Origin of the sequence: Citrobacter europaeus (assembly GCF_037482245.1) — a bacterium.
Taxonomy (GTDB): domain Bacteria; phylum Pseudomonadota; class Gammaproteobacteria; order Enterobacterales; family Enterobacteriaceae; genus Citrobacter; species Citrobacter europaeus.
On record NZ_CP148084.1, the window covers coordinates 3,151,745 to 3,178,595 of the forward strand.

Annotated in this window: 27 protein-coding genes and 1 pseudogene; 8 read left to right on the top strand and 20 right to left on the bottom strand. The window is 52.2% G+C overall.

Annotated elements, in window-relative coordinates; translation table 11 throughout:
• Positions 1-60: 60 nt before the first annotated feature.
• Both putA and WHR59_RS14960 read left to right on the top strand, forming a co-directional pair.
• On the top strand, positions 61-4,023 hold the full coding sequence (gene putA / locus WHR59_RS14955) for a trifunctional transcriptional regulator/proline dehydrogenase/L-glutamate gamma-semialdehyde dehydrogenase (protein ID WP_338843225.1): 3,963 nt from the start codon (positions 61-63) through the stop codon (positions 4,021-4,023).
• 59 nt (positions 4,024-4,082) lie between these two features.
• Positions 4,083-4,478 (top strand): lysozyme inhibitor LprI family protein, encoded by a 396-nt coding sequence (locus WHR59_RS14960; protein ID WP_075144857.1) that lies wholly within the window; start codon positions 4,083-4,085, stop codon positions 4,476-4,478.
• On the opposite strand, the gene rutR is transcribed toward WHR59_RS14960, so the two are convergent.
• The 3 genes from rutR to WHR59_RS14975 all read right to left on the bottom strand — a co-directional run bounded on the left by rutR (position 4,475) and on the right by WHR59_RS14975 (position 6,425).
• Positions 4,475-5,113 carry an HTH-type transcriptional regulator RutR gene (gene rutR / locus WHR59_RS14965; RefSeq protein ID WP_043015857.1) on the bottom strand — a complete coding sequence of 213 codons (639 nt, stop codon included), beginning with the start codon at positions 5,111-5,113 and terminating at the stop codon, positions 4,475-4,477. The genes WHR59_RS14960 and rutR overlap by 4 nt on opposite strands.
• A gap of 58 nt (positions 5,114-5,171) precedes the next feature.
• A complete protein-coding gene (locus WHR59_RS14970; RefSeq protein ID WP_047412186.1) occupies positions 5,172-6,086 on the bottom strand; it encodes a DMT family transporter in 915 nt (304 codons plus the stop codon).
• A 165-nt stretch (positions 6,087-6,251) separates the two neighbouring features.
• Positions 6,252-6,425, bottom strand: coding sequence for a general stress protein (locus WHR59_RS14975; protein WP_003036022.1), 174 nt, complete (start codon positions 6,423-6,425; stop codon positions 6,252-6,254).
• A 386-nt stretch (positions 6,426-6,811) separates the two neighbouring features.
• Between WHR59_RS14975 and wrbA the strand changes: the two genes are divergently transcribed.
• Positions 6,812-7,408: an NAD(P)H:quinone oxidoreductase gene (wrbA, locus tag WHR59_RS14980; protein ID WP_003036019.1), complete on the top strand. Its 597-nt coding sequence runs from the start codon at positions 6,812-6,814 to the stop codon at positions 7,406-7,408.
• 20 nt (positions 7,409-7,428) lie between these two features.
• Complete coding sequence (locus tag WHR59_RS14985) at positions 7,429-7,656, top strand: YccJ family protein (protein ID WP_003036015.1); 228 nt, start codon at positions 7,429-7,431, stop codon at positions 7,654-7,656.
• 38 nt (positions 7,657-7,694) lie between these two features.
• Here WHR59_RS14985 and agp read toward each other — a convergent pair whose 3' ends face one another.
• The 17 genes and pseudogenes from agp to WHR59_RS15070 form a co-directional block, all read right to left on the bottom strand.
• Positions 7,695-8,936: a bifunctional glucose-1-phosphatase/inositol phosphatase gene (agp, locus tag WHR59_RS14990; protein ID WP_043015855.1), complete on the bottom strand. Its 1,242-nt coding sequence runs from the start codon at positions 8,934-8,936 to the stop codon at positions 7,695-7,697.
• 87 nt (positions 8,937-9,023) lie between these two features.
• The gene (locus tag WHR59_RS14995; RefSeq protein ID WP_047412189.1) at positions 9,024-9,731 is read right to left on the bottom strand and encodes an ArsR/SmtB family transcription factor; all 708 of its coding nucleotides are present in this window, start codon (positions 9,729-9,731) and stop codon (positions 9,024-9,026) included.
• A 69-nt stretch (positions 9,732-9,800) separates the two neighbouring features.
• Complete coding sequence (locus WHR59_RS15000) at positions 9,801-10,556, bottom strand: sulfite exporter TauE/SafE family protein (RefSeq protein ID WP_047412191.1); 756 nt, start codon at positions 10,554-10,556, stop codon at positions 9,801-9,803.
• 86 nt (positions 10,557-10,642) lie between these two features.
• A complete protein-coding gene (locus WHR59_RS15005) occupies positions 10,643-11,131 on the bottom strand; it encodes a hypothetical protein (RefSeq protein WP_043015852.1) in 489 nt (162 codons plus the stop codon).
• 24 nt (positions 11,132-11,155) lie between these two features.
• Complete coding sequence (locus WHR59_RS15010) at positions 11,156-11,641, bottom strand: TlpA family protein disulfide reductase (protein WP_047412195.1); 486 nt, start codon at positions 11,639-11,641, stop codon at positions 11,156-11,158.
• Positions 11,628-12,323: an ABC transporter ATP-binding protein gene (locus WHR59_RS15015; RefSeq protein ID WP_075144860.1), complete on the bottom strand. Its 696-nt coding sequence runs from the start codon at positions 12,321-12,323 to the stop codon at positions 11,628-11,630. The genes WHR59_RS15010 and WHR59_RS15015 overlap by 14 nt, the downstream gene beginning before the upstream one ends.
• 4 nt (positions 12,324-12,327) lie before the next feature.
• Positions 12,328-13,458, bottom strand: a complete 1,131-nt coding sequence (locus WHR59_RS15020) for an ABC transporter permease (RefSeq protein WP_075144861.1) — start codon at positions 13,456-13,458, stop codon at positions 12,328-12,330.
• Positions 13,448-14,731 (bottom strand): ABC transporter permease, encoded by a 1,284-nt coding sequence (locus tag WHR59_RS15025; RefSeq protein WP_043015848.1) that lies wholly within the window; start codon positions 14,729-14,731, stop codon positions 13,448-13,450. Before WHR59_RS15025 ends, WHR59_RS15020 begins: the two co-directional genes overlap by 11 nt.
• Before the next feature lie 2 nt (positions 14,732-14,733).
• Positions 14,734-16,113 (bottom strand): Fe-S-containing protein, encoded by a 1,380-nt coding sequence (locus WHR59_RS15030; protein WP_075144862.1) that lies wholly within the window; start codon positions 16,111-16,113, stop codon positions 14,734-14,736.
• Positions 16,114-16,314: 201 nt separating this feature from the next.
• Positions 16,315-16,842, bottom strand: coding sequence for an iron transporter (locus tag WHR59_RS15035; RefSeq protein WP_003035987.1), 528 nt, complete (start codon positions 16,840-16,842; stop codon positions 16,315-16,317).
• 29 nt (positions 16,843-16,871) lie between these two features.
• Positions 16,872-18,821 (bottom strand): FTR1 family iron permease, encoded by a 1,950-nt coding sequence (locus WHR59_RS15040; protein ID WP_075144863.1) that lies wholly within the window; start codon positions 18,819-18,821, stop codon positions 16,872-16,874.
• 274 nt (positions 18,822-19,095) lie between these two features.
• The gene (gene nqrC, locus WHR59_RS15045) at positions 19,096-19,848 is read right to left on the bottom strand and encodes an NADH:ubiquinone reductase (Na(+)-transporting) subunit C (RefSeq protein ID WP_075144864.1); all 753 of its coding nucleotides are present in this window, start codon (positions 19,846-19,848) and stop codon (positions 19,096-19,098) included.
• Between the two features lie 194 nt (positions 19,849-20,042).
• A complete protein-coding gene (locus WHR59_RS15050) occupies positions 20,043-20,549 on the bottom strand; it encodes a protein disulfide oxidoreductase (RefSeq protein WP_043015844.1) in 507 nt (168 codons plus the stop codon).
• Positions 20,539-21,162, bottom strand: coding sequence for a DsbA family protein (locus WHR59_RS15055; RefSeq protein WP_043015843.1), 624 nt, complete (start codon positions 21,160-21,162; stop codon positions 20,539-20,541). The genes WHR59_RS15050 and WHR59_RS15055 overlap by 11 nt, the downstream gene beginning before the upstream one ends.
• Positions 21,159-23,039 carry a protein-disulfide reductase DsbD domain-containing protein gene (locus tag WHR59_RS15060; protein WP_338843229.1) on the bottom strand — a complete coding sequence of 627 codons (1,881 nt, stop codon included), beginning with the start codon at positions 23,037-23,039 and terminating at the stop codon, positions 21,159-21,161. Before WHR59_RS15060 ends, WHR59_RS15055 begins: the two co-directional genes overlap by 4 nt.
• Before the next feature lie 48 nt (positions 23,040-23,087).
• Entirely contained in the window at positions 23,088-23,450 is a 363-nt protein-coding gene (locus WHR59_RS15065) for a copper resistance protein (RefSeq protein ID WP_075144867.1), read from the bottom strand.
• A 70-nt stretch (positions 23,451-23,520) separates the two neighbouring features.
• Positions 23,521-23,625: pseudogene (locus WHR59_RS15070) on the bottom strand (VOC family protein); the annotation flags it as partial.
• A gap of 375 nt (positions 23,626-24,000) precedes the next feature.
• Between WHR59_RS15070 and dsbA the strand changes: the two are divergent.
• The 4 genes from dsbA (at position 24,001) to WHR59_RS15090 (ending at position 26,850) form a co-directional block, all read left to right on the top strand.
• A complete protein-coding gene (dsbA, locus tag WHR59_RS15075) occupies positions 24,001-24,624 on the top strand; it encodes a thiol:disulfide interchange protein DsbA (protein ID WP_213732564.1) in 624 nt (207 codons plus the stop codon).
• Positions 24,625-24,828: 204 nt separating this feature from the next.
• A complete protein-coding gene (gene cbpA / locus WHR59_RS15080) occupies positions 24,829-25,749 on the top strand; it encodes a curved DNA-binding protein (RefSeq protein ID WP_003832035.1) in 921 nt (306 codons plus the stop codon).
• Positions 25,749-26,042, top strand: a complete 294-nt coding sequence (cbpM, locus tag WHR59_RS15085; RefSeq protein WP_043015839.1) for a chaperone modulator CbpM — start codon at positions 25,749-25,751, stop codon at positions 26,040-26,042. The genes cbpA and cbpM overlap by 1 nt, the downstream gene beginning before the upstream one ends.
• A gap of 121 nt (positions 26,043-26,163) precedes the next feature.
• Complete coding sequence (locus WHR59_RS15090; protein ID WP_043015838.1) at positions 26,164-26,850, top strand: Crp/Fnr family transcriptional regulator; 687 nt, start codon at positions 26,164-26,166, stop codon at positions 26,848-26,850.
• Position 26,851 lies beyond the last annotated feature (1 nt).

Consider the following 26,851-nt stretch of genomic DNA (forward strand, 5'->3'; position numbering starts at 1 on the left):
ATAGTAGATATTTCTCGGTAACTATCAGCCCCGTATTTAAGTACAACAGGAGTAAACGGCATGGGAACCACCACGATGGGGGTTAAGCTGGATGACGCCACTCGCGAGCGTATTAAAACAGCAGCATCACGAATCGATCGCACGCCACATTGGCTGATCAAACAAGCCATCTTTAATTATCTCGAAAGACTGGAAAATGACGACGCGCTTCCTGAGCTGCCAGCCCTGCTGGCGGGTGCCGCGAATGAGGGTGAGGAGTCAACCACGCCGCAGAATGAAGCGCATCAGCCTTTCCTGGAATTTGCCGAACAGATCCTGCCGCAGTCAGTTTCGCGCGCGGCAATTACCGCCGCGTACCGCCGCGCCGAAACCGACGCAGTGCCGATGCTGATGGAGCAGGCACGTCTGCCGCAACCCATCGCCGAGCAAGCGCATAAACTGGCGTACGATCTGGCCGACAAACTGCGTAACCAGAAGACCGCCAGCGGCCGCGCCGGGATGGTACAAGGTTTATTGCAGGAATTCTCCCTTTCTTCACAGGAAGGCGTCGCGCTGATGTGTCTGGCGGAAGCCCTGCTGCGTATTCCCGATAAGGCAACCCGCGATGCGTTAATCCGCGACAAAATTAGCAACGGCAACTGGCAGTCGCACATTGGACGCAGCCCCTCCCTGTTCGTCAACGCGGCGACCTGGGGGCTGTTGTTTACCGGTCGTCTGGTTTCTACGCATAACGAAGCCAGCCTCTCACGCTCACTCAACCGTATTATCGGCAAGAGCGGTGAACCACTGGTGCGTAAAGGCGTCGACATGGCAATGCGCCTGATGGGCGAGCAGTTCGTCACCGGAGAGACTATCGCCGAAGCGCTGGCTAACGCGCGTAAACTGGAAGAAAAAGGTTTCCGCTACTCTTACGACATGCTGGGCGAAGCGGCTCTGACCGCCGCCGATGCCCAGGCTTATATGGTTTCGTACCAGCAGGCGATCCACGCCATTGGTAAAGCCTCTAATGGCCGCGGTATCTATGAAGGGCCTGGCATTTCTATCAAGCTGTCGGCGCTGCATCCGCGTTACAGTCGTGCGCAGTACGATCGCGTAATGGATGAACTCTATCCTCGTCTGAAGTCGCTTACACTGCTGGCGCGCCAGTACGACATCGGCATCAACATTGACGCCGAAGAGGCCGACCGACTGGAGATCTCCCTCGATCTGCTGGAAAAATTGTGCTTTGAACCTGAACTGGCGGGCTGGAACGGTATCGGCTTTGTTATCCAGGCCTATCAGAAGCGCTGCCCGTATGTTATCGACTACCTGATTGACCTCGCCACGCGCAGCCGCCGTCGCCTGATGATCCGTCTGGTTAAGGGCGCCTACTGGGACAGCGAAATCAAACGTGCGCAAATGGACGGTCTGGAAGGCTATCCGGTCTACACCCGTAAGGTGTACACCGATGTTTCCTATCTGGCCTGTGCGAAAAAACTGCTTGCGGTACCGAATCTGATCTACCCGCAGTTCGCCACCCACAACGCCCATACGCTGGCGGCAATTTATCAGTTAGCCGGTCAGAACTACTATCCGGGTCAGTACGAGTTCCAGTGCCTGCACGGCATGGGCGAACCGCTGTATGAGCAGGTCACCGGCAAAGTTGCCGATGGCAAGCTGAACCGTCCATGCCGCATTTATGCACCGGTCGGCACGCACGAAACGCTGCTGGCATACCTGGTGCGTCGTCTGCTGGAAAACGGCGCCAACACCTCGTTCGTCAACCGCATTGCAGACACTACCCTGCCGCTGGATGAACTGGTGGCCGATCCGGTCGAAGCCGTTGAAAAACTGGCGCAGCAGGAAGGCCAGGCCGGTCTACCGCATCCGAAGATTGCCCTGCCGCGTGACCTGTACGGTAAAGGCCGCGAAAACTCAGGCGGGCTGGATTTAGCTAACGAACATCGTCTGGCCTCGCTGTCTTCTGCCCTGCTCAACAGCGCGCTGCAAAAATGGCACGCTAAACCGATGCTCGAACATCCGGTTGCTGACGGTGAAATGACGCCAGTGGTTAACCCGGCTGAGCCGAAAGACATTGTCGGTTACGTGCGAGAAGCAACTCACAGCGAAGTGGAACAGGCGCTGCAGAACGCGGTAAATAACGCGCCGATCTGGTTCGCCACCCCGCCACAAGAGCGCGCCGCTATTTTGCATCGCGCCGCCGTTGTGATGGAAGGTCAGATGCAGCAGTTGATTGGCATCCTGGTGCGCGAAGCCGGTAAAACCTTCAGCAACGCCATTGCGGAAGTGCGCGAAGCGGTCGACTTCCTGCACTATTATGCTGGTCAGGTCCGCGATGACTTCGATAATGAAACCCATCGTCCGTTAGGGCCGGTGGTCTGTATCAGCCCATGGAACTTCCCGCTGGCTATTTTCACCGGGCAGATTGCCGCCGCATTGGCGGCAGGTAATAGCGTGCTGGCAAAACCTGCGGAACAAACTCCGCTGATTGCCGCCCAGGGTATCGCTATTTTACTCGAAGCGGGTGTACCGCCGGGCGTGGTACAACTGCTGCCAGGTCAGGGTGAAACCGTCGGGGCGCAGCTCACTTCCGATGAGCGCGTACGCGGCGTCATGTTTACCGGCTCAACGGAAGTCGCCACGCTGTTGCAACGCAATATCGCGACCCGCCTTGATGCGCAGGGGCGTCCAATCCCGCTTATCGCCGAAACCGGTGGGATGAACGCCATGATTGTCGACTCTTCCGCATTGACGGAACAGGTCGTGGTCGACGTTCTGGCTTCTGCTTTTGACAGCGCCGGGCAGCGCTGTTCCGCACTACGCGTCCTGTGTCTGCAGGATGATATAGCCGATCATACGCTGAAAATGCTGCGCGGTGCGATGGCGGAATGCCGTATGGGCAACCCGGGTCGCCTGACCACCGATATTGGGCCGGTTATCGATGAAGAAGCCAAAGCCAATATTGAGCGCCATATTCAGGCCATGCGCGCCAAAGGACGCCCGGTGTTCCAGGCCGCGCGCGAAAACAGCGACGATGCGCGTGAATGGCAAACCGGTACCTTTATCGCGCCGACGCTTATCGAGCTGGAAAGCTTCGACGAATTACAAAAAGAGGTGTTCGGTCCGGTACTGCACGTTGTGCGTTACACCCGTAACAATCTGGGCAACCTGATTGAACAAATCAATGCCTCCGGCTACGGCCTGACGCTGGGCGTACACACCCGAATCGATGAAACCATCGCCCAGGTCACAGGCTCGGCACACGTGGGGAACCTGTATGTTAACCGCAATATGGTTGGCGCCGTCGTCGGGGTGCAGCCATTCGGTGGCGAAGGCTTGTCAGGAACCGGACCAAAAGCGGGTGGACCGCTGTATCTGTACCGCCTGCTGGCAAACCGTCCGGAAAATGCGTTAGGCATTACGCTTGCCCGTCAGGATGCTGACTATCCGGTCGATGCGCAGCTTAAGGCTGCACTTGTTCAGCCGCTGGAAGCGCTCAGCGAATGGGCAACCGACCGTCCATCGCTGCGTGCTCTCTGCCAGCAGTATGGCGAACTGTCGCAGGCCGGAACCCAACGTCTGCTGCCAGGGCCAACCGGTGAACGCAATACCTGGACACTGTTGCCGCGCGAACGCGTGCTGTGTATCGCTGATGATGAACAGGACGCGCTGGTACAGCTTGCTGCGGTGGCTTCCGTAGGGAGCTTAATCCTGTGGCCAGATGATGCGTTCCATCGTGACCTGGCAAAACGTTTGCCAGCCGCGGTTTCCGGGCGCATTCAGTTTGCCAAAGCGGACAACATCACTACCCAGCCGTTTGATGCGGTTATTTTCCACGGCGATTCCGATCAGCTTCGCGCACTGTGCGAAGCCGTGGCGGCCCGCGAAGGGGCGATCGTGTCGGTCCAGGGCTTTGCCCGCGGCGAAAGCAATATTCTGCTAGAGAGGCTGTACATTGAACGCTCCCTGAGTGTTAATACCGCCGCGGCTGGGGGTAACGCCAGCCTGATGACAATCGGCTAAGGTTGTGGTTAATTAAGGCTCCGGTAACGGGGCCTTTTTTTATGAAGTCAGAGGGAAGCATGAAACGAATCGTACTGACATGTGCAGCGCTGCTGCTGAGCGGCCAGGCGCTGGCGGATGACTGCGCCAACGCGAACACGCAGATTGAGATGAACACCTGTGCAGCAGAGCAATATAAGGCGGCCGACGCTAAACTTAATGAAACGTATCAGAATGCGCTGAAGCGCGCCGCCCCAACCCAGCGAGATTTACTGAAAAAAGCGCAAACCTCATGGATAACCCTGCGCGATGCAGACTGCGCGTTAATCAGTTCTGGCACCGAAGGCGGTAGCGCCCAGGCGATGATATCCAGCCAGTGCCTGACCGATAAAACCAACGAGCGCGAAGCGTTTCTCGCCTCACTGTTACAGTGTGAAGAGGGTGATTTAAGCTGCCCGTTGCCGCCAGCCAGTTAACGTACGCGGATCCCTTCAATAATCATCCGCTGTACGTTCTCCACCGTTTGGTTAAAAAAGGCTTCATCACGCAGCGTTGCGCCCGTCACCGCCTCTACCTGCGGGGCAAAGTCGGCGTAGTGTTGGGTTGAAGCCCAAATCATAAAAATCAGATGATGCGGATCGACCGGAGCCAGTTTTCCGCTTTTTATCCAACCGGCAATCAGCGCGGATTTCTCGTCAATCAGCGTTTTAAGATCCCCCTCCAGTTCGGCCATCAATAAAGGCGCCCCGGCCAGCATCTCCATACAAAACAGCCGTGAGGCTTGCGGGTAATCGCGCGATACTTCCAGCTTAAGGCGAATGTATTCTTTAATGGCCACCAGCGGCGCAAAGTCTTCGCGAAAAGCCTTCAACGGAGCCAGCCAGATGTCGAGGATTTGCCGTAAAACAGCGATATAAAGCACCTCTTTTGACGGGTAGTAATAAAGCAGATTGGTTTTTGATACGCCCGCCTGCTCAGCAACCTGTTCAAGACGCGTGCCGTGGATCCCATATTGGGAGAAGATATTTAATGCCGCGGTTAATATGGCCTGGCGTTTTGCACTGACGGCCTGCGAGCGCTTACCTGTTTTTTTCTCTGCGCGTTGGACCATTCGCCCTCTCCTTCTTGTGAGGGCGTCAGCATACCAAATCACGCGGTGTATGGTTAAATTAAAGCGATTCCGGCGGCGCCTCTTGCGGCTGCGCTTTTTTCTTTTTGAACTTCAGCTCACTGACCAGCACACCAACAATAATGAATGCCGCGCCAAGCAAGGCAAGTAAAGGTAAGCGTTCACCCGCCAGACGACCAAAAATCCCGGCCCACACCGGCTCACCGGTATAAATAACCGTCGCTCGCGTCGGCGAAACGCTGCGCTGCGCCCAGTTCATGGTGACCTGAATAATCGCGCTGAAAATTCCGAGCCCCAGCGCCACAACCAGCAATCCGGTAGACATTGGCGGTACGGTCTCTTTGGCCGGGCCCATCGCAATAAACGCCACTACCGAAGCGGTCGCCAGTTGCACTACCGTTACCCGACGTACATCCACTTTTCCCGCCCACGCGCTAATCAGGATAATTTCTGCCGCAATCGCCACCGCGCCAGCAAGTGTTATCCACTCGCCTTCGCCTAAAGCCAGCAAATTGCCTCCCGGTCCGGCGAGAAAAATCAACCCGATAAAGGCCAGCACAATGCCGACACACGGCATCAGTCCGGGGATACGTCCCAGACACAGCCATTGTAAAAGCGGTACCAACGGCACGTACATCGCGGTAATAAAAGCCGATTTGCTACTGGGAATAAACTGTAGCCCCCAGGTTTGCAAACTATAGCCCAGCGCAATTGCGATACCGATCGCAACGCCTGCTTTAACTTCCAGCCACGTCAGCTTATGCAATGTGCGTAAAGACAAAAGCGCGACCGCCAGCGCGGCGGTGGCAAAACGGACACCAACAAAGAAAAAAGGCCCGCTCAGGGTAACGGCATATTGCACCGCCAGAAACGTGCCACCCCAGAACATGGTGATCACAATGAGGATCGCTTCCTGAGGTTTAACAGAGAAGGAATAACGAGATAGTAATGACATGAGACACCCGAGTAACTGAATGTCATTAGTCTGCGTTGCGTTTTGTTACAGTTCAACCTTGCAGACAAAAAAAACCGCCGGAACAAACCGGCGGCGGTAGGTGGCTACGTAACGTCTGGCTCTGACCTTCAGCCGTCACGTCATATCTGACAGATAGCCCGACAATTACGACTTGTTGTTGCCGTGGCTATTTTTGCCCCCTTTTTTACCTGCCTCTGAAGCGCGTTGCGGGTCATTCTTAAAGTTGCCCCCGCTGTGCTGGCCACCTTTTCGACCTGCTTCTGATGCTCTTTCGCGGTCTTCCGCAAAATTACCGGAACCGCCCCGATGGTTTGCCATTACTGACCTCCGTCATTGATTAGACATCATATTGCATAGGTACTGAGGAGTGATACCTCACGCAGCGTTATGGGCTATGCCCTGAAAATAACTGCGTGGGATTAAGCATAGTGAAGCGTGGCCTGGGCGGCCGCTAACTGTAATATCCTGCAACAGGATTGATGATGTTCAAGAAATAGTCACACTAAGAAATCAATAAGTCTTTCTTATGACTACCAAATTTTACCCGGTTAAATATGTATCATTTTGCGACAAGAGAGGTTGTTATAAAAATTGTTATAAATCAAAGAAGTGATTGTGAAATTTGCACTCCTGACAGTACGTCATATCTTTAAAGGTAGGTAGCGAGTCGCTACGGACACGGTTAACTCGAGGAGTAGTGTAAAATGGCAAAAGTTCTGGTGCTTTATTATTCCATGTACGGACACATTGAAACTATGGCCCATGCAGTCGCAGAAGGCGCAAATAAGGTAGATGGCGCGGAAGTGATTATTAAGCGCGTACCAGAGACCATGCAGCCTGAGATTTTCCTTAAGGCTGGTGGCAAAACACAAAACGCACCAGTCGCAACCCCGCAAGAACTGGCTGATTACGACGCTATTATTTTTGGTACCCCTACACGCTTTGGCAATATGTCCGGTCAGATGCGCACCTTCCTCGATCAGACTGGCGGGCTGTGGGCTTCCGGCGCGCTGTACGGCAAGCTCGCCAGCGTATTCAGCTCGACAGGGACCGGCGGCGGTCAGGAACAAACCATTACATCAACCTGGACTACGCTTGCCCACCATGGGATGGTAATCGTGCCTATCGGTTACGCAGCGCAAGAGCTGTTTGATGTCTCTCAAGTTCGCGGCGGTACACCTTACGGCGCAACCACTATCGCCGGAGGCGACGGCTCTCGCCAGCCAAGTCAGGAAGAGTTATCTATCGCCCGCTATCAGGGTGAATATGTCGCTGGTCTGGCAGTAAAACTCAACGGCTAATCTTCAACAGGAGGATTCGAATGCCAACTCAAGAAGCGAAAGCCCATCGCGTCGGCGAATGGGCAAGTCTGCGCAATACATCGCCGGAAATAGCCGAAGCCATTTTTGAAGTCGCGCATTATGACGAGAAGCTGGCGGAAAAAATTTGGGAAGAAGGTAGCGACGAGGTACTCATCAAAGCCTTTGAGAAAACAGACAAAGATTCGCTCTTTTGGGGTGAACAGACTATCGAACGTAAAAACGTTTAGCGCTCAGACTCCCCCGCGAACACGGGGGAGTTTTTCTTTTACTTTGCCGCCTCATTCAGCACGCTGTCGAACTTATCTATCGGGCAAAAACCATCCGCATCTATCGGACACCCTTTCAGCTCCAGCGTTACGCGCTGCGCCGGGGATTTCAGCGTCAGAACGTCTGCATTACGCAACTGCTGCGAGCTCTGATACACGTACTCGATTTTCATCAGATCACGATTTGCGTTGCTGTCATGCCAGCGCTGGAAGACAATCTTTCCGCCAATCGGCGTACGCTCGTTCTGGTCATGAAGCTGGTATGGTTTGAAATCCAGCGCGGTGAGCAGCGATGCGATGTTGGAGTCATGCCCCACCAGCACCGTTATTTTCGGCGCTTTCGCGCGTTCAGTAACCAGCGCATTATCAATATATTTCACCAGCGGTTTAGCCACGTTCTGCGCCACTTCCGGGGAGGTGAACAGGCTGTCCTGATAGCCGTTTTTCAGCTTCGACAGAACCTTCCACTGCTGATCGGATTTAATCTCCCCCCAGGCAACCTGGTCCATCGGGAAGCCTTCGTAATATTGCAGCGTGAAGGCATCAACCAGAGAGTTCCCTACCTTCAGCGGCCCCGAAACCCCAGGCTCTTGTTGGTATTTCGCGCTAAATGTATCTTTGGCATCGGTCAGGGAACACTGCTGTTTTTCTTTGCAGGACGGTGAGTCTTTGTAGTCAGTCATTTGCTCCAGCAACTGATAGCTGTCGTTGAGCTGCATTTTGCTGCGCTCTTTCTCCATTGCCTGCACGGCCTGCTGGCTGAAAGCGGCGGAATCATCAGTGATCACTGGGTTAAATGTGGGATCCATGGTGCCCATTTTGTCCTGATGATGGACCGGAACATCGCACCCCGGGAAAGCACCGGTGACAAAAAACTGCGCCGTAGCAACCGTACGCTGCAGGCTGTTAGCATAGGTATAAACCGTATCCGGTGCCGGACATTCTCCCGATTTCACCATCCCCTGTTCTGCCAGCCACTCTCGCATGTAGTGGCCCATATAGATTTCCAGCACACCGCCTTTGGTGGTGAGTTGTCCTCCGGGGACATCCCATTCTGGCCATTGTTTTGGGGTCGACTGCTCAAGGACGCTGCCATTGTTGGCTAAAGGTGCGCGTAAGTTATGCCGACTCATCATCAATACTTGCATAAGCTGATAGCCTTCCGGCGCGGTCTGCGCCTGCGCGGCGGCTGACAATAATACAGCGCCTGCCACGGCTGTGGCGATTAACGATTTATTCATCCCTACGACCTCTTGTTGTTATCAATCACAACAGAGTGTGACAGAAATATGACATATTTCCGGGAACGCTTTCGCAAAACGAACCATCTACCGTGTCGTTTTAACACCGAACTCGCTTTCGAGTTTGCGAATGCCAAGCGGAGTGAAGGTGACGCGTCGGCTATTGAGTTCCGTTTTTATCCAACGCTGGTCAGTCATCCAGCGTAGCAGCGATGCGCCAAGCTCGCCGCCGGGATGGTAACGTCGTTCGCTCCAGTCCAGACAACCGCAGGTTAGCTTCCGCCGGGATGAACCCGTCGCCAGGACAATCCCCATCTGGGCCAGCTTTTCCTGCCCAAGCGGCGTTAGCGTTTCACCATCCGGCGTTAACCACTGACGGGAAACCAGCGTGTCGAACAGCCTCACCGCCACCTCCCCGGCGAGATGATCGTAGCAGGTTCGTGCATGCCGTAAGCCTGGCGGCGTCGTGATTTTGCGGGGCGTTGATGTCGCCCACGCCACCCCCATCAAACGCTCCAGCAGTTCAGCAATATCGGAACCTGCAAGGCGAAAATAACGATGCCTGCCCTGCGCAAGCGCCACAACAAAGCGTTGTTCGCACAGACGCGCCAGATGCGCGCTGGCAGTCGACGCTGATACATCCGCCACAGCGCTAAGTTCGGTTGCGGTCCAGGCGCGGCCATCCATCAAGGCGCACAGCATACGCGAGCGCGATTTATCGGCCATAGCAGCCGCAGTGAGCGCCATTCGCGACTCCAGAGCGCCCTCTTCTTCACTTAACATCTCTGATGCCATAGCGACCTCTTTGCCCCTGAATGCCTGAAGTAACGATGCCATGATAGCGCCCTAAAGTCACCGCACCGGTCACGCCGTACGCAACATCATCTCCATACCCAACCCAACCAGACAAAACAGAAAACAGCGTTTAAACACAACAGGAGAAATAACCCGTCGCACACGGGTTCCTAACCACTGACCAATCAGCGCAGGAACAATGGCCAACGCCGATAAGCTTAGCGACTGTACGGGCAGCGCATTGTGCCACCACAAACCAAGCGCCAATGCCAGGGTCGAAAACGTAAAAGAGATCCCGAGCGCCTGTACCAGTTCATCTTTCTCAAACCCCAATGACTGGATCCAGGGTACGGCGGGCATTACAAACACGCCGGTTCCGCCAGTCAATAAGCCGGTCACAAATCCAATGACGAGGGAAAACGATTTTTCATGCTGCGGAGCCACCGCGATTTTCTTTCCAGCCAGCGTCCAGATAGCGTAAGCCACCAACGCCACGCCGAGCGCAAACTGGGTACGGGTGGTGTCGCCACCGGTAATCCACGCGCTGGCAAGCAGTGTCGCTACCACCACCGTCAACAGCATTGGCCATAGTCGTCTGAGTAATTGACGCGTATTTCCGCCACCGCCAAACTGAAAAAGATTGCTAATCAGTGAAGGCAACAGCAGCATGGCTGCCGCGGCAACCGGCGAAATAAGCGACCCCAGGATCCCCATAGCCACGGTGGGCAATCCCATACCCGTAACGCCTTTCACCATCCCGGCGAGGACAAACGTGGCGGTAATCATCATCACCAGAGCGGATTCATACGCGTATACATTGGCCATTCTTTATTTTCCCACAAAAAAAGATAAGCCAGGTTAAACGCTAATATGAATACTTGCTTCGTCGGGTAACGAAATATGCCATCCGATTAATCGGAGATAATCACTTCGCTGCGAATATTACGTGCAGAATATAAAGTTCCGTCTGTCAGGTACAATTGATGAAAGCGTGTATTATCTGGAATGTTGTGCAGAAGGGAACGTTCAGTATCAATGAACTCCCGTTGTATCCGATAATGAACCGCATCGTCAGTTTCAAAGGAAACGTATTCCCGTTTGGTATACGGTTTACTTTTTAATTTCACATATACAATGTACTGCACCGTACTGAATGTCAGTCCGGTTTTTGCTGCAATCTCTTTCAGATTTAATGGTTCAGAAGACGTATAGAGAGTTTGTACTTGCTCAATACGTTTTTGATTGTAGGCGGATACCCGCAGGCTGAGTTTCAGTCGATACGCCATATTGCGCACAACCGTAATATTGGTGCGAAGCATCAGTGCAATCTGCTCCGTCGTAAGAACACCTGCATTTTCATGCAGGACGGCCAGACTTTCTTTATTCCACCGGAATGCCATATAGCGTTTCTCTCTGTATCGCGTTCATCGGGCGGCCATGCGCGCAAACGTCGCATCTAACTCAGATGATTTCCGCATCCCCTGGTGTAATTCCAGCACGCGACCTTCCCTGTCAATCAACACAGAGGTTGGCGTACCGATGACCTGATAGCGCTCCTGGGAAATCTTAAGCTGATCGCGAAGTACCGGGTAAGAAACCTGATGTTTCGCCAGTAAGCCATCTATTTTAACCGTCGCCGGATCGGTATTCACTGCCACCACCACAACCTTATCACCCCACTTTTTACTTAGCGCTTCCAGCGCGTCCATTTCGGCAAGACAGCCACCGCAACTCGCCGACCAAAAGTTTAGATAAACAGCCTTTCCACGCCAGCGTTCAAGCCCGGCCTCTCCGCCCTGCAAGTCGAATGTTGCCAGCGCCGGGGCTTGCTGCCCAACCGCCAACTTCTCTTCCTTACATCCACTAATCAAAACCAAAGTGGCGAGAGTTAATATGTTAATCCAGCGCATGTTGATTAGCCTCCTCACCCAGATATTTGCCATGTTGCAGACGGATAATACGATCGGCAAACAACCCAAGCGCCGGGTTATGTGTCACCATCACAATCGTACGCCCCTGACGATGCAGATCTGTGAGTAGATCGAGCACCCGCTGTTCATTCTCTTCATCAAGGTTACCCGTGGGTTCATCGGCAAAAATTACCGGCGGTTCATTGACCAGAGCCCGGGCAATGCACACCCGTTGCTGTTCCCCTCCGGAAAGTTGACTCGGCAGGTGCGTTACCCGGTGTCCAAGCCCCACCTGTTCCAGAACCTTTCTGGCAGCAGCTTCATCCACAACGCTGTGGTAGTGCTGTGCCAACATGATATTCTCCAGCGCGGTTAAAAACGGGATCAGATGAAACTGCTGGAACACCAGCCCTATTTTTTCTGCGCGAAAACGGCGGCGCCCCTCTTCATCCAGTGCGGCAGCATCTATCCCATCTAAAAATACCTGACCTTCTGTTGCAGTATCCAGGCAAGTCAGAATATTCATCAGTGTCGTTTTCCCTGAACCTGAGGCGCCCATAATAGCGACAAACTCGCCCTGCACTATTTGCAGGTTGATATTATCTAAGGCGGTAACATCGCCGAACCGTTTATATAAATGGCGGGTTTCTATTGCCATTGACGGGGTCTGCATAACGGACATGGCGTTACTCTCCTTTCAATACTTTTGCGGGTTCGACGCTGACCGCACGACGGACCGGGACAATCGCCGCCAGAATGGCGACCAGTAAAGATAATGTCAGGGTGACCGGCAGCACTGGCCAGCGTAGTGAAATAGCGGCATTAAATACGGTCAGCCCAAGCAATTGGGCTAACACGTACCCTAATAACCACCCACAAATCACTGCTGCCAGCGCGATAATGCAGGTTTCCAGAAGGATTTGCCGGACAATATCGCCGTTGCTGGCTCCCAACGCTTTTTGCAGCGCAAACTCCCGGGCTCGCTCACCAACAATGGCCATCAACGTGGTATTCACACACAAAGATGACAGTGCAAGGATCACGACCGAAACCAGCCCCATTAAGCCTTTTATCTTATCCAGCACCTGTCCTTCTGAAGCAGAGACTTTCCGGATTGGGCGTATTTCCAGGTCCGGGTATTGAACCTGTAAACGGCTGGCAAAGTTTTCCACCTGGCCGACATCATTACTGACACTCATGAGTCCATGGCTGATTTTATCGGGCTGATGCAGCCACGCCTGCGCCACATCAAGACTCACAATCAACATGTTATCTGTCGCATCACCGGCTTCAACAATGCCTTTAATCTGTAAGTTTTTACGCTGATTGTGATCCACCAGAATAATGCTATCGCCCGGCTGGACATTAAGACGCTCTGCCAGTTTGACGCCTATCATCGCATTGCGATCGTCGAAACTGACACCAATCCAACTCCCTTGAACCTGCCAGTACGGCACCAGCTTTTGTAAGGATTCAAACCACACGCCGACAATCACCACCTTTTCCAGCTCGGTGCGCGCCATACCGTATAGCCATGGGCTGGCTCCATGAACCAGGCCTTGTGGCGCCTGATCTAAAATGGTCTGCAGCTCTTGCTGCGGCATACTGGAGCCATGGCTTGGCCCGATATAGAAATTTGCGCCAAAAGTTCGTAATTCCTCACTCATTTTGGTATTGATGTCGAACCACACCGCTGACAGCGCGGTCACAATGGTCGCCCCCACCATCAATGCGGCAAATACCACGCTAACCCGCTGAAAGCGCAGACGCAGCGCCCGCCATACCAGTAACCAGAGCATTGTCCGTTTAGCGGCCATACAGCACCTCCACAGGATACAAGCGGGCAATACGCCGAGCCGGGAACCAGGTGCCAATCAGGGCAATCAGGACCGCAATCACCAGTACACATGGCACCACAATCCAGGCAAAATTCAGTGGTGCAGCAAATAGCATCAAACCAATCGCTTTCGCCATTCCCCAACCAGCTATACATCCCAATGCTCCTCCGGCCAGTCCACTGGAAGCGGCTTCAAGATAGAACAGCAGCATGATTTGCCATTGATGCGCGCCAAGCGCCTTCATCAGGCCGATCTCTTTAGCGCGTTCCATAATGGTGCTGGTCATCAGGGACGCAATTCCCATCGCCGAAGCCGCCAGTGCTGCGACGGTCACGACCGCCATCAGCAACTGAATTTTATCGATAACGACCCCTTCGGATGCAGCAACCTGCCACACTGGACGGACTTCTGCACCAGAAATAGCCTCCTCCAGTTGATGTGCAATGGACGAGACATAGGCCGTGCAGTACCAAAGGTCGTATTCTTCAGCATTCAATGCGTCAAGATTTTCACGCGCCCGGCGCGACAGCTCATTTTCCGGTACCGTCAGCGCCGAGACACGAATAGCCTGCACTTTACCGGGTAAACCAAGCAGCGCTTGCGCCGTGCGCAACGGCATAACCAGTTGGTTATCCTCATCCCCGCCGCTAGAGAGGATTCCGCTGACGGTCACGTTCAACGCTGTTTTACTGGTACGAATTACCAGTTGATCGCCTGGCTTCCAGCCCGTTTGTCGTGCCAACGCATGGCCAACCAATGTTTGAGGGACATCACCAACAGGCTCCTGTGGCCATTGGCCAGTAACCTGCCAGAACGGGCTTACCGTTTTCTGCCCCGTTTCAAACCCTTCTTCATCTGGAATATCCACCGGCTGACTGAAGAAGGTGCCAAGAATACGTATTTTTTTGCCGTCGATGTCGATATCACCGCCGAGCATAGGAGCAAAGCCGACAATGTTGTTACGCCAGAAAATATCCTTGATGTTTGGTAGTTCCACTTCATCCAGGAAATCCTGTTCTGAGAGTGGATTACTGTTTTCACTGAAAAGCGCAGGCAGTGCCGCCTGCCCGGCTGGTTCAATCAAAATATTGGCACCATAAGACTTCAGCTCTCTGGACATTTTATCGCCAATATCAATCGACACCGCCAGCAGTGCGGAGATCAGGCTGGAAGCAAGAAAGACGGTTACAATAGCCAGCCCCTTGCGCCGGAGATTGCGCCCCCAGGATTGTCGTAACATTCGCCACAACATTGTTACTCCTCCCTCAATTCGGCAGGAACGAACTGTTCCGGTGTTTTACGGAAGCGGTCGTAATTTGCCTCAGATGAGAAGAACCAGGTTTTGCCGCCATAGCTGTATTTGTAGTCAGCAGAGGTATTTGTCAACGTGGAGCCGTCAACCGGGTCGGTCACCTTGATGGTCATTACCGTCGAGAAATAATTCACGCCAGCAGCCAGTTCTTTACCCGGGATCACCAGCTCTTTCTCATCATTACGCCAGTTTTCAATCGGCACCGGATTGCAACCACCTGGTTTACCAATCGAAGGAATGAAAATGTGTACCCCGCAGGCCACGCAAATAACCTGATTCCCTTCCATCACGTAGCCCTGATCGCCACACAGCAAACAGGCATCAAAAACCACACCCAAACGCAACTTGTCGGGATAACGGTTAATCACGAAAAAACGTACAGCTTTACCATCATCTGCTACCCAGACAAAGCGGTGCAATTTGCCATCACGGAGTTGTTCTATTGGCAGATGAACCATGCCATCACTGGCAAGTTGTACCGGAATTGCCTCTGACAATTGCGGAGGCTGAGAGGCGACTTTTTCCCACCAAAGCTGTCCGGCGATCACGACCCCCGCACACCCTAACGTCACCAGCCAAAGACGAAACGCATTTCGACGATGCGCCAACGCCAGTCGATGTGCTATCGGCTCATCGGCTTCACGCGTCTGTCGGATAGCGCGAAGCAACGCCGGTATCCAACACAGCGCCAGAACAAGTAACAGAGCGGCCCCCAACCAGTTATACATCGCCGCGTTGTTTGTCACTTTGGCCACGAAGCTCAATAGCGATTTCGCCAGCGGCAGTACCTGCAGTTTCATTAATAACAGCAACAGATTGCCGCTTAAGGGCAGCCAAATCATTACCATCAGAATCAGGGTTAACGGCCAGTAAAGTCCACGAATCCGACGCAATAGCATGGCGCAAAGCACTCCCGCCAGGCAGAGAATCGCAAATGCCAATAGCATTGCCGTCAAATTCAACAGCAGATCGGTATTGAGTACATGGGTGCTGGTTAATCCGCCGAGATTAGGATCCAGTGCCCAGTGTCGGGCAGCGCCAAACACCAGAATCCCCTGCCACAGGTAGCGAATGCGGTTTGATACCCACCAGAAGCTCAACACAAACAACAGCGTAATCATCACTTCTGTACCGACCAGCAGTAATTGCACTGGCTGCGAACCTCGGAGGGTGAGCCCCACCAACACACCAACGATTAAGCCTGTGAGTAAGGTCCAGACAAGTGGGCGCAAAGAAGGGGGATCGTTGCGACTCCAGAGAACCCCGGAGAGCAACGCAACGCAGAAAAAAACCTGTAGTGTCGTGACAAAAAAATAACTCATAACATCGACTCTGTACGGCGGATTGAATGATGTAACTATCCAGATATATCGATAATTCAGAGCCTGCCCATCAGAGGGAATAGTTTGCAGTCAGGTGGGATGTGGGCAGCGCAAAACAAATCATAGGTACACCTCGTACATAGGATTGGGAGCACTGCCCGGCCCAACATGGCAAATAAAGCAGCCTGATGGGAAAAGCGCTTAGTTCAGGCCGACGTATTTAAATTCATAGCTCACATCAAATGGTTTCCACCAGCGGCCAACGCCTGTTTCACTGTCTGTATGACGATGCATTCCCGCTTTTGACGGCGGCTCGATGTGGTAGGTCACTTTATAGTTACCCACACCCATCATCTTGATGTTAGCGCCGTAATGAGGACCATCGCTGGCGACCATCGGCATGAAAGTACCTTCTTGTTTTTCACCTGTATCACTGTTAATTAAGGTGTAACTGATGGTCAGATAAGGGATCCACTCGCCTGCGCCAAAACCATTTTTACTGCCTTCTACTGCATGAATATCCGCCTCAAGGTGAATATCGGCTTTTGCTGCCGGTAACCCCATGCCGCGCGGTTCCATATCGATTGGCTGCAGATACACAGCGGCCAGTTCCATCTCATTCATGGTGACAGGCTCACCCGCCGGATACTCCTTAAAGGCAAACGCGGCCGGAGCAGTGAAAATACCCGCCATCACTGCACTGGCAATCAGGGTTTTCTTCATGGTCATCAGACATATCCTCTCGTCTTAAATAACAGCTATAGATTATTTTTTATCGTTTCCCCTGGAACAGAGCTTTTCCGCCGCATCACCCACAGCGCCACCAGCGCCGCAAGCAGTAATACAATCTGCGGTAATAACGTTTCCACGTAGGGATAAATTCCCAACCAGCTGATTTCAGGCATGCCGTTAATCAACGTTGGCTGGAACAGTTTGCCTTCCACCAGTTCCAGAACCCCTTTGCCCGCAAATACAAAAGCCATCAGGTACATAAAACTGCCGGTAAACATAAAGAATGGCTTCAACGGCAGACGTACGACCGAGTAGCGCATGAGGAGCCAGGCGGCCAGCAGGACAACACAGCCGATAACAAAACCTGCTGCAATCGCCATATGGCCAGAAATATCATTCGCGTCCCCGACCAGGGCATAGTAAAACAGCACCGTCTCCGCCCCTTCACGGTAAACAGCCAGGAAGCTTGTCAGCCAGAGTCCAACCAGTGAACCGCGGGAAAGTGAGTGAGACAGCTTTCCTTCCAGCCAGGCTTTCCAATGGCGTGCCTCGACTTTTGACAGTAACCAGTAGCTCATAAAGAACAGCATAACGACGGCAATCAGCATCGTTACGCCTTCCAGCAATTCACGACTGGCACCGGAATTAGTGAACAGGAGCTGGAATATCGCAGCGGTAATGACGCTTGCGATTAGCGCGACAACCACCGACTGGCGAATCAGCGGCAACTTATCCTGGTGATTGTTTTTCACCATATAAGCTACGATGGCCGCCACGATAAGCAGTGCCTCCAGACCTTCGCGGACAATGATCATCAGGCTATAGAGCAGCAGACTCCACTGGGTCTCTTCTCCTTCCCCCAACATCGCCACCGCTTTTTGTAAGTCCTGCTCCAGCGCGCTGGCTTCGGCGTTGAGTCTTTCCACTGGCTGACCAGCTTTCATCAGACTAACCAGACGCGTAAAGTAAGCCTCCAGCGAGGTCTTAAACGCCGAATCGCGAGAACCAATCTTGTTTTCCATACCGCTGGCTTCAAAGCGGTCAAAATAACTATCTTGAACATCCAGAATGGCATTCTTCGCATCGCCCTGCTGATAGCGGGCAATCGCGTCCTGAATACTTTGATGGATACCTAAAGACACGGCAGTCCAGTCTGCGCGAGCTTTGTCATCCTCAGCCACTGGAGCACTTCCCGTATTTTGTTCCGCTGTAACCTGCTGTTCGTCACGGGTAGTGGGCAGACCTGGCAAAAGATCCTCAATATCCTGTACCAAAGTAGTGACCTGATATGAAACATCATTCAGGCGATCCGGCTGCGCGGTGAGCGCAATCAGCGCAGAAAATTGCTGATTGATCGCAGCTGCGTCTTTTGCCGATCGATTCTGTCTGACCGACATTTCCATCTCTGAGTTTTTGAAACCCTGATAGTGCGCTTGCTGGACGTTCTGGCTGGCTACGCTTAAATTCCCAGCCTGATAGTTATTTACCGCCTGGGCCAGCAAATCGTCGATAATGCGAAAACTCTCTTGCCAGTGTACGGCGATATCCGTTCTGGAAAACGCATTGTGCTGCTCTTCGGCAACCAGACGATGCCCGCCATCTAACACGGGTTCAACTTCACGCAACGAAGCTTTAAGCCAGTCAATTTTGGCCTGCACGTCTGAGAAAGATTTTTTTTCGCCAATCATGCGTCGGATCTCACCAAAAGCGCTTTCCATCTCATAACTTTTGCTGGCGGAAATGTTGATTCGAATAGGACCTTCAAGGTTTTCAAATACCTCAAAGTAGGCCATTTGCACCGTGCGTCGCGCCTCATCTGTTTGCTGTTGAGAGTAAAGTTCTGCCGTTTTATCAAGACGTTGCTCAATATCCTCAATAAACGGCGCATAGTTTGTAGCAGCCCATACGTGAAGGCTTACAAACAAGCTACAGAAAGTGGTCAGCAGGAAAAAACTGAACTTACGCACGGCACGCATCCCGTAAAATACAAATGATAATTATTATCATTACCGATTTTTGATTGTGCTGTACATGACCTGGATCATAAAAATGTCAACAGGTGACAAGTTATGTAAATTTATTTCATGAAAATGTGATGAATACAGAATTGAGACAGTCTGTATTTATTGATGCAGACGTTAAGACAGGAGTATTTACAGACTCTAAGGAATAGAACTCGCCCAATACTCGCTGACGCAAATGAAGTCGACAGCGAGCATGAGGACAAATATTATTTAATACAAAAAATAATTAGGGCGCTATTATATCAGGATCACGAGTAATCCGTTGCAGAAAACGGCCATAGCCCTGCTCGCCTGTCCAGTAGTTGATACTGTTCTCTACCCCCATCGATGTCAGAGTTGCACCAGAAATACCATCTACCGTATATTCATCGATATTTCCCGGTTTTTCCTGAGTTATTCTCAGCACTGGCTTCCCGTTATTATCAACCACTTTTTTACCCGGCCACTGCTTACGCCAGCTCTCATCTTCCACTCTGGCACCCAAAAATGGAGTTTCCCGCTGTTGGTAGTAATACAGGTTTTTAACCGTACGTCCGTCTGGGTCAAGGACCAGAAAGGCATGCATCATCGACTTCGCGCCCTTACCGAAAATGGGTAGTATAATTTGTTGAATTTTATTGTTTTTATTCTTGACCAGATAAACATCTGCAATTGCACAGCGCTGATAAATCTTCGCGGGATCATGTTCCGGAGCGAGCTTTTTACATTCCTGCGTCACGGCATCGTCTGCCACCCATTCACCAGAATCCAGATTTACCTTACGCGACAAAATATAACGTTGAAATAAATTTTTTATTGTTTTTTCATCCTGCACGTCTGATTTCAGCAGACCCGCGGCATGCAGAATAGCAGCATGTTTCTCTTCACTGGTTGGTTCAGTTAGTTCCCCCTGATACATCATAAAAAAGGCAATAGCAGCAATAAAAATAAGGACACAAAACACCATCATTGATGCAACAATAATTTTACCCTTGCCCATTATTCTATAATCCCTGTAAGAAATAAGATATTTAAAACACCATCAGATATGCCATTACCTTTGTAGATTTGCAACTACAGAAAAAATCAAAAATATATAGCCATTAGTATATGTTTTAGGGAATTAATATCAGAACAACCTGTTTTTATTACATTTTTATCGTAAGAAAATGCCGGGTTCCCCCGGCATAAATATCAGAACGTTGTTGCCCACCACAGCCGAAGTTTCATGCCCCAGTAGCTGGTCCAGCCGCTGGTTGTTGATACCACCCGGCCCTGGGACATCACCACCAACGTGGGCGTAACGCTGATCGCCCAACTACGAGAGATGGCCCCGTTAGCATCATTGATGACCGGAAAGTCCACGCCTTTACGCGACAGCCAGTGCGAGACTTCCGCTTCACTCCCGGAGCGTAGCGCAATGGTCATCACGTTTTTCCCTTCCGAGCGCAGCCTGGCGACTTCCGGCGTCGTGAAGCGGCATACGCCGCACCAGCTCGCCCAGAAATAAAGCAGCACCGGCTCGTCTTTGCTAAGTGCCGCCAGCGTGACGGTTTCACCATCCAGCGTTTGTAAAGGCGTGCTGTCAAAAGAGGCAGGTAGCTGCGGCGCGCGCCAGGCATCCATCAGCAGCATCACCCCCGCTAACAGCGCCAGTAAGATCAGTCCTTCGCGCAGCCAGCGGCGCAATTTACTGAGCATTGGCCGCCGCCAGTTTTTCTTTTACCACTTCCTCAAGGGTTTCCCACGGCACCGCACCAGGAATAAGTTCATCACCAATAATCGTTGCGGGGGTTCCCTGCACTCCCACCAGTCGCGCCAGTTGCAGGTTAGTGCTCAGCGTTTCAGCACTTTGGGCGTCCAGCGTAACCGGACTGGCCCCCGATTTTTCCTGCGCCTGTTTAATACTGACGTCGGTATGATACCCCTTCTTCTGCATCAGTTTTTCATGTAGCGCCAGAAACTGCTGCGGATGCTGATGCCAGGTGGTCAGCACGGTCCGCGCCGCCAGTTCCGAACTTTCCCCTTTAAACGGCAGCGGTTTAATCACCACCGCCACATCAGGATATTTCTGCACTATTTTTTCCAGCATGGGATCTAACTGTTTACAGTATGGACAGTTGTAATCAGTGAAGTTTATCAGGGTCAGTTTCGCCTGCCTGGCGCCAATCCGCGGGCTATTGGGATCGTTAAACAGGGCTTCCTGAATTAATGCTTCAATTTGCTTTTCCTGTTCCGGGGTAAACGGTGCAGGCTCTTTCGCTACGCTGACGGCTGAAAACAGGGTTAACAGCAGAACAATCATCATCTTCATGGGGTGACTCCTTTGGCATCGTTCAACATTTGCAGTACCGCATCGCGGGTTAACAACGTGGGCAACGCCTGACCTTCCGGCAGACCGGGGCCATAAATTTGGTTATACGGCACAGCAACCTGGCCGCGTTTTTTCAGAAATTCGATGATAGCTTCAGATGGCAGCGTCCAGTCGCCGCGTAACGCCACCACGTCCGGCTGTTGCAAAGCGGCCTGGACGTCATCTTTATGCAATACGTTGTATTTATTTACTTTACAGGTGATGCACCAGTCAGCAGTGACGTCAATGAATACACGCTTATGTTGCGCCAGCGCATTCTCAATCGCCTGCTCGCTGAGCGGTTGCCAGTTCACGCTTTCTTTCGCGCTACCTTGTCCACCAAGCCCTATATGTGGGAGCAGCAATGTCGCAAGCCAGATAGCCGACCCCAGCATCATCATGCCGAGAAGACGCCGCAAAATATTCATCCAGCGTCCTGGACGCGGCAAACGCAGCGCCAGACCGGGACGCAGAGCCACCAGCAGCCACGGCAAGCTCATCCCCAGCCCAAGGGCGAAAAACAGCCCCCACAATGTCGGCAGCGAAGCGGTCAATGCCACCGCCACCGCCGTGCCCAGAAACGGGGCGCTGCACGGCGTAGCAAGCAAAGTCGCAAATGCGCCTTGCCAGAAATGTCCCGACAAATCATTGCCGCCGTGAGTCGCCAGCGTGGTGGTCATCGCCGACGGCAGACGGAATTCGAACCACCCGAACAAGCTGGCGCTGAACGTCAGCATCACCAACACCATGACGCCAATAAACCACGGATTCTGAAACTGAATCCCCCAGCCAAGTGCCTGATTAGTTAAACGCAGCACCGTCATCAATAGCGCCAGGGCCATAAACGAGACCAGAATTCCGGCTACCGATGCGAGGAACTGACGGCGGATCTGGTGACGTTTTTTTTCCTCGACCAGCAAAATAGAGCCCAGCTTCATACCCAGAACCGGTAACACACAGGGCATCAGATTGAGGATTAAGCCGCCCAACAGCGCCATTAGCACCACCTGCCACAACGGGAGCGAGGCGTTTTCAATAACCGGGGCTTCGCCAATCACAAGACGACTTTCCTGGGCAACGCCGTTATCTGCCAGCACCAGCGTGACCGACTTCCCGCGTAAATCCGGCGCGCCTTCCCCCCAACCATCATGAACAGGTACCGTGGCGCGTAACGTCTCTCCTGCAACGTGAATTTGCGGCATGCCAAAGTCCGCATCATTAACGGCGTCCAGATATAGCCCTGGTGCATTCCAGCCTCCCGCGCGGTGAGCCTCGACGACCAACTCTCCGGCCCTCGCTCCGGCGTGCAGAGTATCGGTCAGACCGCTGGCAAGCGGGATCTGCCCCATCGCCTGAGCATAGTCATGGGCAAAAGTCGGATCCTGAGCTGTGGGCGTCACGGAAAAAGGAAAATCCGTCAACAGGCAAACGTTGCTACAGGTGGATAGCGTCAAAACGCCACTAAGCGTGGCCGGCGATCTACCGCGCACAACCATCGGGAACGTCACCTTATCGTGATAACCCTGGGTAGTGATATTGGCGACCTCAAAGCGCGCAGGGGTTGGCCAAAACCAGTCGACCGTTGGCATTTCGTCTTTCCAGGCGATAGCAGGCGCGACGCCGCCCTCGCCCGGCGAACGCCAGTAGGTTTTCCAGCCGTCCTCCAGTTTGACATCCAGTAACAGACGCGTTTCACCGCCTGCGGACGTATCTGCGCGTAGCCGCACGCTGGCGTGATCGTTATCGGGTGAACGTAGCCAGCCGGGTTCAACCGCCCAGGATACGGGCAGCCATAGCAATAACAGACAGAGCAGCGCCTGTCTGAAAACAGTCATCATAGTTTTTCTCCGTGAATAATTATTTAACAGTCAGCAACGGCTGTTCTGTCATTCACGGAAGACGCAAAATCGCAGATGTACCCTGAGAGTGGGCGGCGAGATGGCTCGCGGAGGGAAAAAAGGCAAACGAAACGCCCGCACTGGCGCCAACAACGACAGCAGCAGACACAGAACCAGAATAGCGCCTTCAAACAGTACAGGAGGCGCGGCCAGTAATGACTTTGCGCTCAGTTCACAAGGGGTAACGGGTGAAGTCTCGTCGGTCTGCGCTTGTGCGCTGACAACAACGCTTGTGGCAACGGTGTCCATTTGCAACGCGTGCAGGCCCGCCATGCGTTGTGCGGTACAAACCAGCACCACAACACATGCCAGACAGAGGAACCACCATCCCATCCGTTGACGTTTCGCCATTACACCCTCGCTAATTGATGCGAGTTATCTTAACCACTCGCCAGGTTTTGGCAACCTTTCCGCTGTAAAGTTATGTCCTGCTATCTGCTGGGTATACCGCGATTTTAATCAGATTGAGGTCGGGCTCCCTGACATAAACCGAGCGAATGGGTCCCGTCGCACCGTTTTGTCTGACAGTTGCCCTATTCGTTCACGCGCGACAAGAGAAAGAAAATTTTAGAGGACGTTGGCAGAACATAGCACATCGTCTTGCAGCTCACCTTTATAAACGAAATGAGAATTAATCATATTTTTATGTTTGGTTATTACAATATAACATTGCCGAAATAAACGAGAAAATATCACGGAAGTTATCATTCGCTATTTACGAAGAGTGCCAAAAGATATTTCCGTGACACTACATAAATAACGTCCCGACACGTATTACTGCGTAAATGAAAGTAAGTGTCAGCGCATTTTAATGGGATTATCGTATTATAGACTGACGCAGTGCATGGCGTATTCATTAGCAGTTAATTTGTTTATTAAATGTTATTTAGAGTATATGGAAATGAAAAAATATTTATTACCCCTGATTGGGTTACTTTTTACAGTTAGCGCTCAGGCAGCATCATTTACCGACGGCAAAGAGTATATCTCGCTGGAAAAACCCGTCGTTTCAGCCCCGGCGGCGCTGAAGTTTTTCTCATTCTATTGCCCTTCCTGTTATCAGTACGATGAAGTTTTTGAAATCACTGATAACGTAAAAAAAGCCTTGCCTGCTGATGTCAAACTCACGGAATACCACGTCGACTTTTTAGGCCCTCTGGGGCAGGACATGACGCACGCCTGGTCCGTCGCCATGCTGTTGAACGTACAAGATAAAGTTAAACCGATGCTTTTTGATGCTGTTCAGAAAAAACAAACCATTAAAACAGCGGACGATATTCGTAATGTATTTATCAGCGCAGGCGTCAGCGCCAGTGATTATGATGCCGCATGGAATAGTTTTGCTGTGAAATCATTGACTGCCAAACAGCAAGAAATGGCTAAAGCGGTAGATTTAACCGGCGTACCCGCCATTTTTATCAACGGTAAATATATGATCAATCCGAAAGGACTGAAATCTGATGATCTTAACGCGTTCGTGCAAAACTATGCTGATACGGTCCGCTTCCTGATAACCAAATCCTGATGTTCAGCTAATCTCACTATTCGCACCACACAACAGACGCCATAACGTCAAAAGCGCTGTTGGTGGTGCGCATCCGCATCGTTTATAGCAATATCCCTCCTTCACGGTTGGCATTCGCCGTTATCAGGATTACCCTAAACTAAGCGGTGATACCTGTTGTCACGGTTCACCTTCTGCAAGTGTTGATTTACACGAGAGAACGCTATGGAATTAAAGGATTATTACGCCATTATGGGCGTGAAACCGACAGACGATCTCAAGACAATCAAGACCGCCTATCGTCGACTCGCCCGTAAATACCATCCTGATGTCAGTAAAGAGACTGACGCGGAGGCCCGGTTTAAAGAGGTTGCTGAAGCCTGGGAGGTACTGAGTGATGAGCAGCGACGCGCCGAGTACGACCAGTTGTGGCAGCACCGCAACGATCCACAGTTCAGCCGTCAATTCCAGCAAGGAGAGAATCAAAGCTACAGCGCCGAAGATTTCGACGATATCTTCTCTTCCATTTTTGGTCAGCGTGCGCACCAGTCGCGCCAGCGCCCTGCCAGCCGCGGGCACGACATCGAAATTGAAGTTGCCGTATTCCTCGAAGAAACGCTTACTGAGCATAGCCGCACGATCAGTTACAACCTGCCGGTCTACAATGCATTCGGCATGGTTGAACGTGAAATTCCCAAAACACTGAATGTGAAAATTCCGGCTGGCGTCGGTAACGGTCAGCGTATCCGTCTGAAAGGCCAGGGCACCCCCGGCGAAAACGGTGGGCCGAACGGTGATTTGTGGCTGGTGATTCATATTGCGCCGCATCCACTGTTCGATATCGTTAATCAGGATCTGGAAGTGGTCGTTCCCCTGGCACCATGGGAAGCCGCGTTAGGGGCGAAAGTCACCGTTCCGACGCTAAAAGAGAGCATCCTGCTGACCATTCCCGCGGGAAGCCAGGCCGGACAGCGACTACGTATTAAGGGCAAGGGTCTGGTAAGTAAAAAACATACCGGCGATTTGTATGCGGTGATCAAAATAGTCATGCCGCCGAAACCTGACGATGCCAGCGCCGCCCTGTGGCAACAGCTGGCGGATGCACAAAAGACCTTTGATCCGCGCAAAGAGTGGGGGAAAGCATAATGGCTAACGTCACCGTCACCTTTACCATTACCGAATTTTGTCTGTACACCGGTGTATCAGAAGAGGAGCTCCATGAGATTGTCGGCTTAGGGGTAATTGAGCCTCATGAAGACAAGACGTTTGACGACCATGCGCTGACCGTAATGCGTCGCGCGGTGCGCCTGCGTCAGGAGCTGGAACTTGACTGGCCGGGAATTGCCGTTGCGCTAACGTTGCTGGAAGAGAATGCACAGTTACGACAGGAAAACCGCCTGCTGCGCCAGCGGCTGTCTCGCTTTATCAGCCATCCTTAGTGTGTCAGGGCCAGCAGCGTGCTGGTCCTTTTATTATCTCCAACCCGCTCTTAATGACATTGCTCAGCAGATGGCATACAGTCAGCGATAGGAATTTTCTCAAACAATAAGACGTTGAGCCATGCAGCTTAAGCCCCTCACTAAAGGTCGTTTTCACAATATCTGGCAACAGGATGATGCCTTAATTGAGAAGATATTTCAGGAGCTACTCTCTGAAACGCAGATTATCCAGGAAGATGAGTATCTATACCGTCAGGGACAGGTAGTCGATCGACTGATTATGGTGCAATCAGGGCGAATTTCTCTACGGTATAGCGCGGAGAATGGTCGCCGTTTTCAGTTGGGCGCAATGGAATGTGATGAGCAATTGTTTGGTGAAATGGAGTTTTTTACCGGGTATCGCTGCCAGCTTGACATCGTAGCTGAAGAACCGCTTACCGTGGCGGTGTGCACCTGTGATCGTCTGGAAGAAGCGCTGAACCAGCATCCCAGGCTGGCGATATTTTTCGCCAGCGCAATGGCCGTTGATTATCAGGATATGCTAGAAATCTTCCTGCACCGGATGCTCTACCCTATCGTTCATAACGTGGCGTATGACCTGTATCGCCAGCATCAGAACAAGCAGCCAATGGATGGTTTTGATAAAAAATACCAGGAAGCTGAGCGATTCGGCACCACTGACCGGGTTTATCGTCGGGCAGTTAAAGCGCTGACGGATGCCGGGCTGGTAACGCGTACGAAGCAAGGACTGGAAATTAAGGATCTGGATGGGCTGCGTAAATTTCTCGGCAACGACATCATTGACTGAC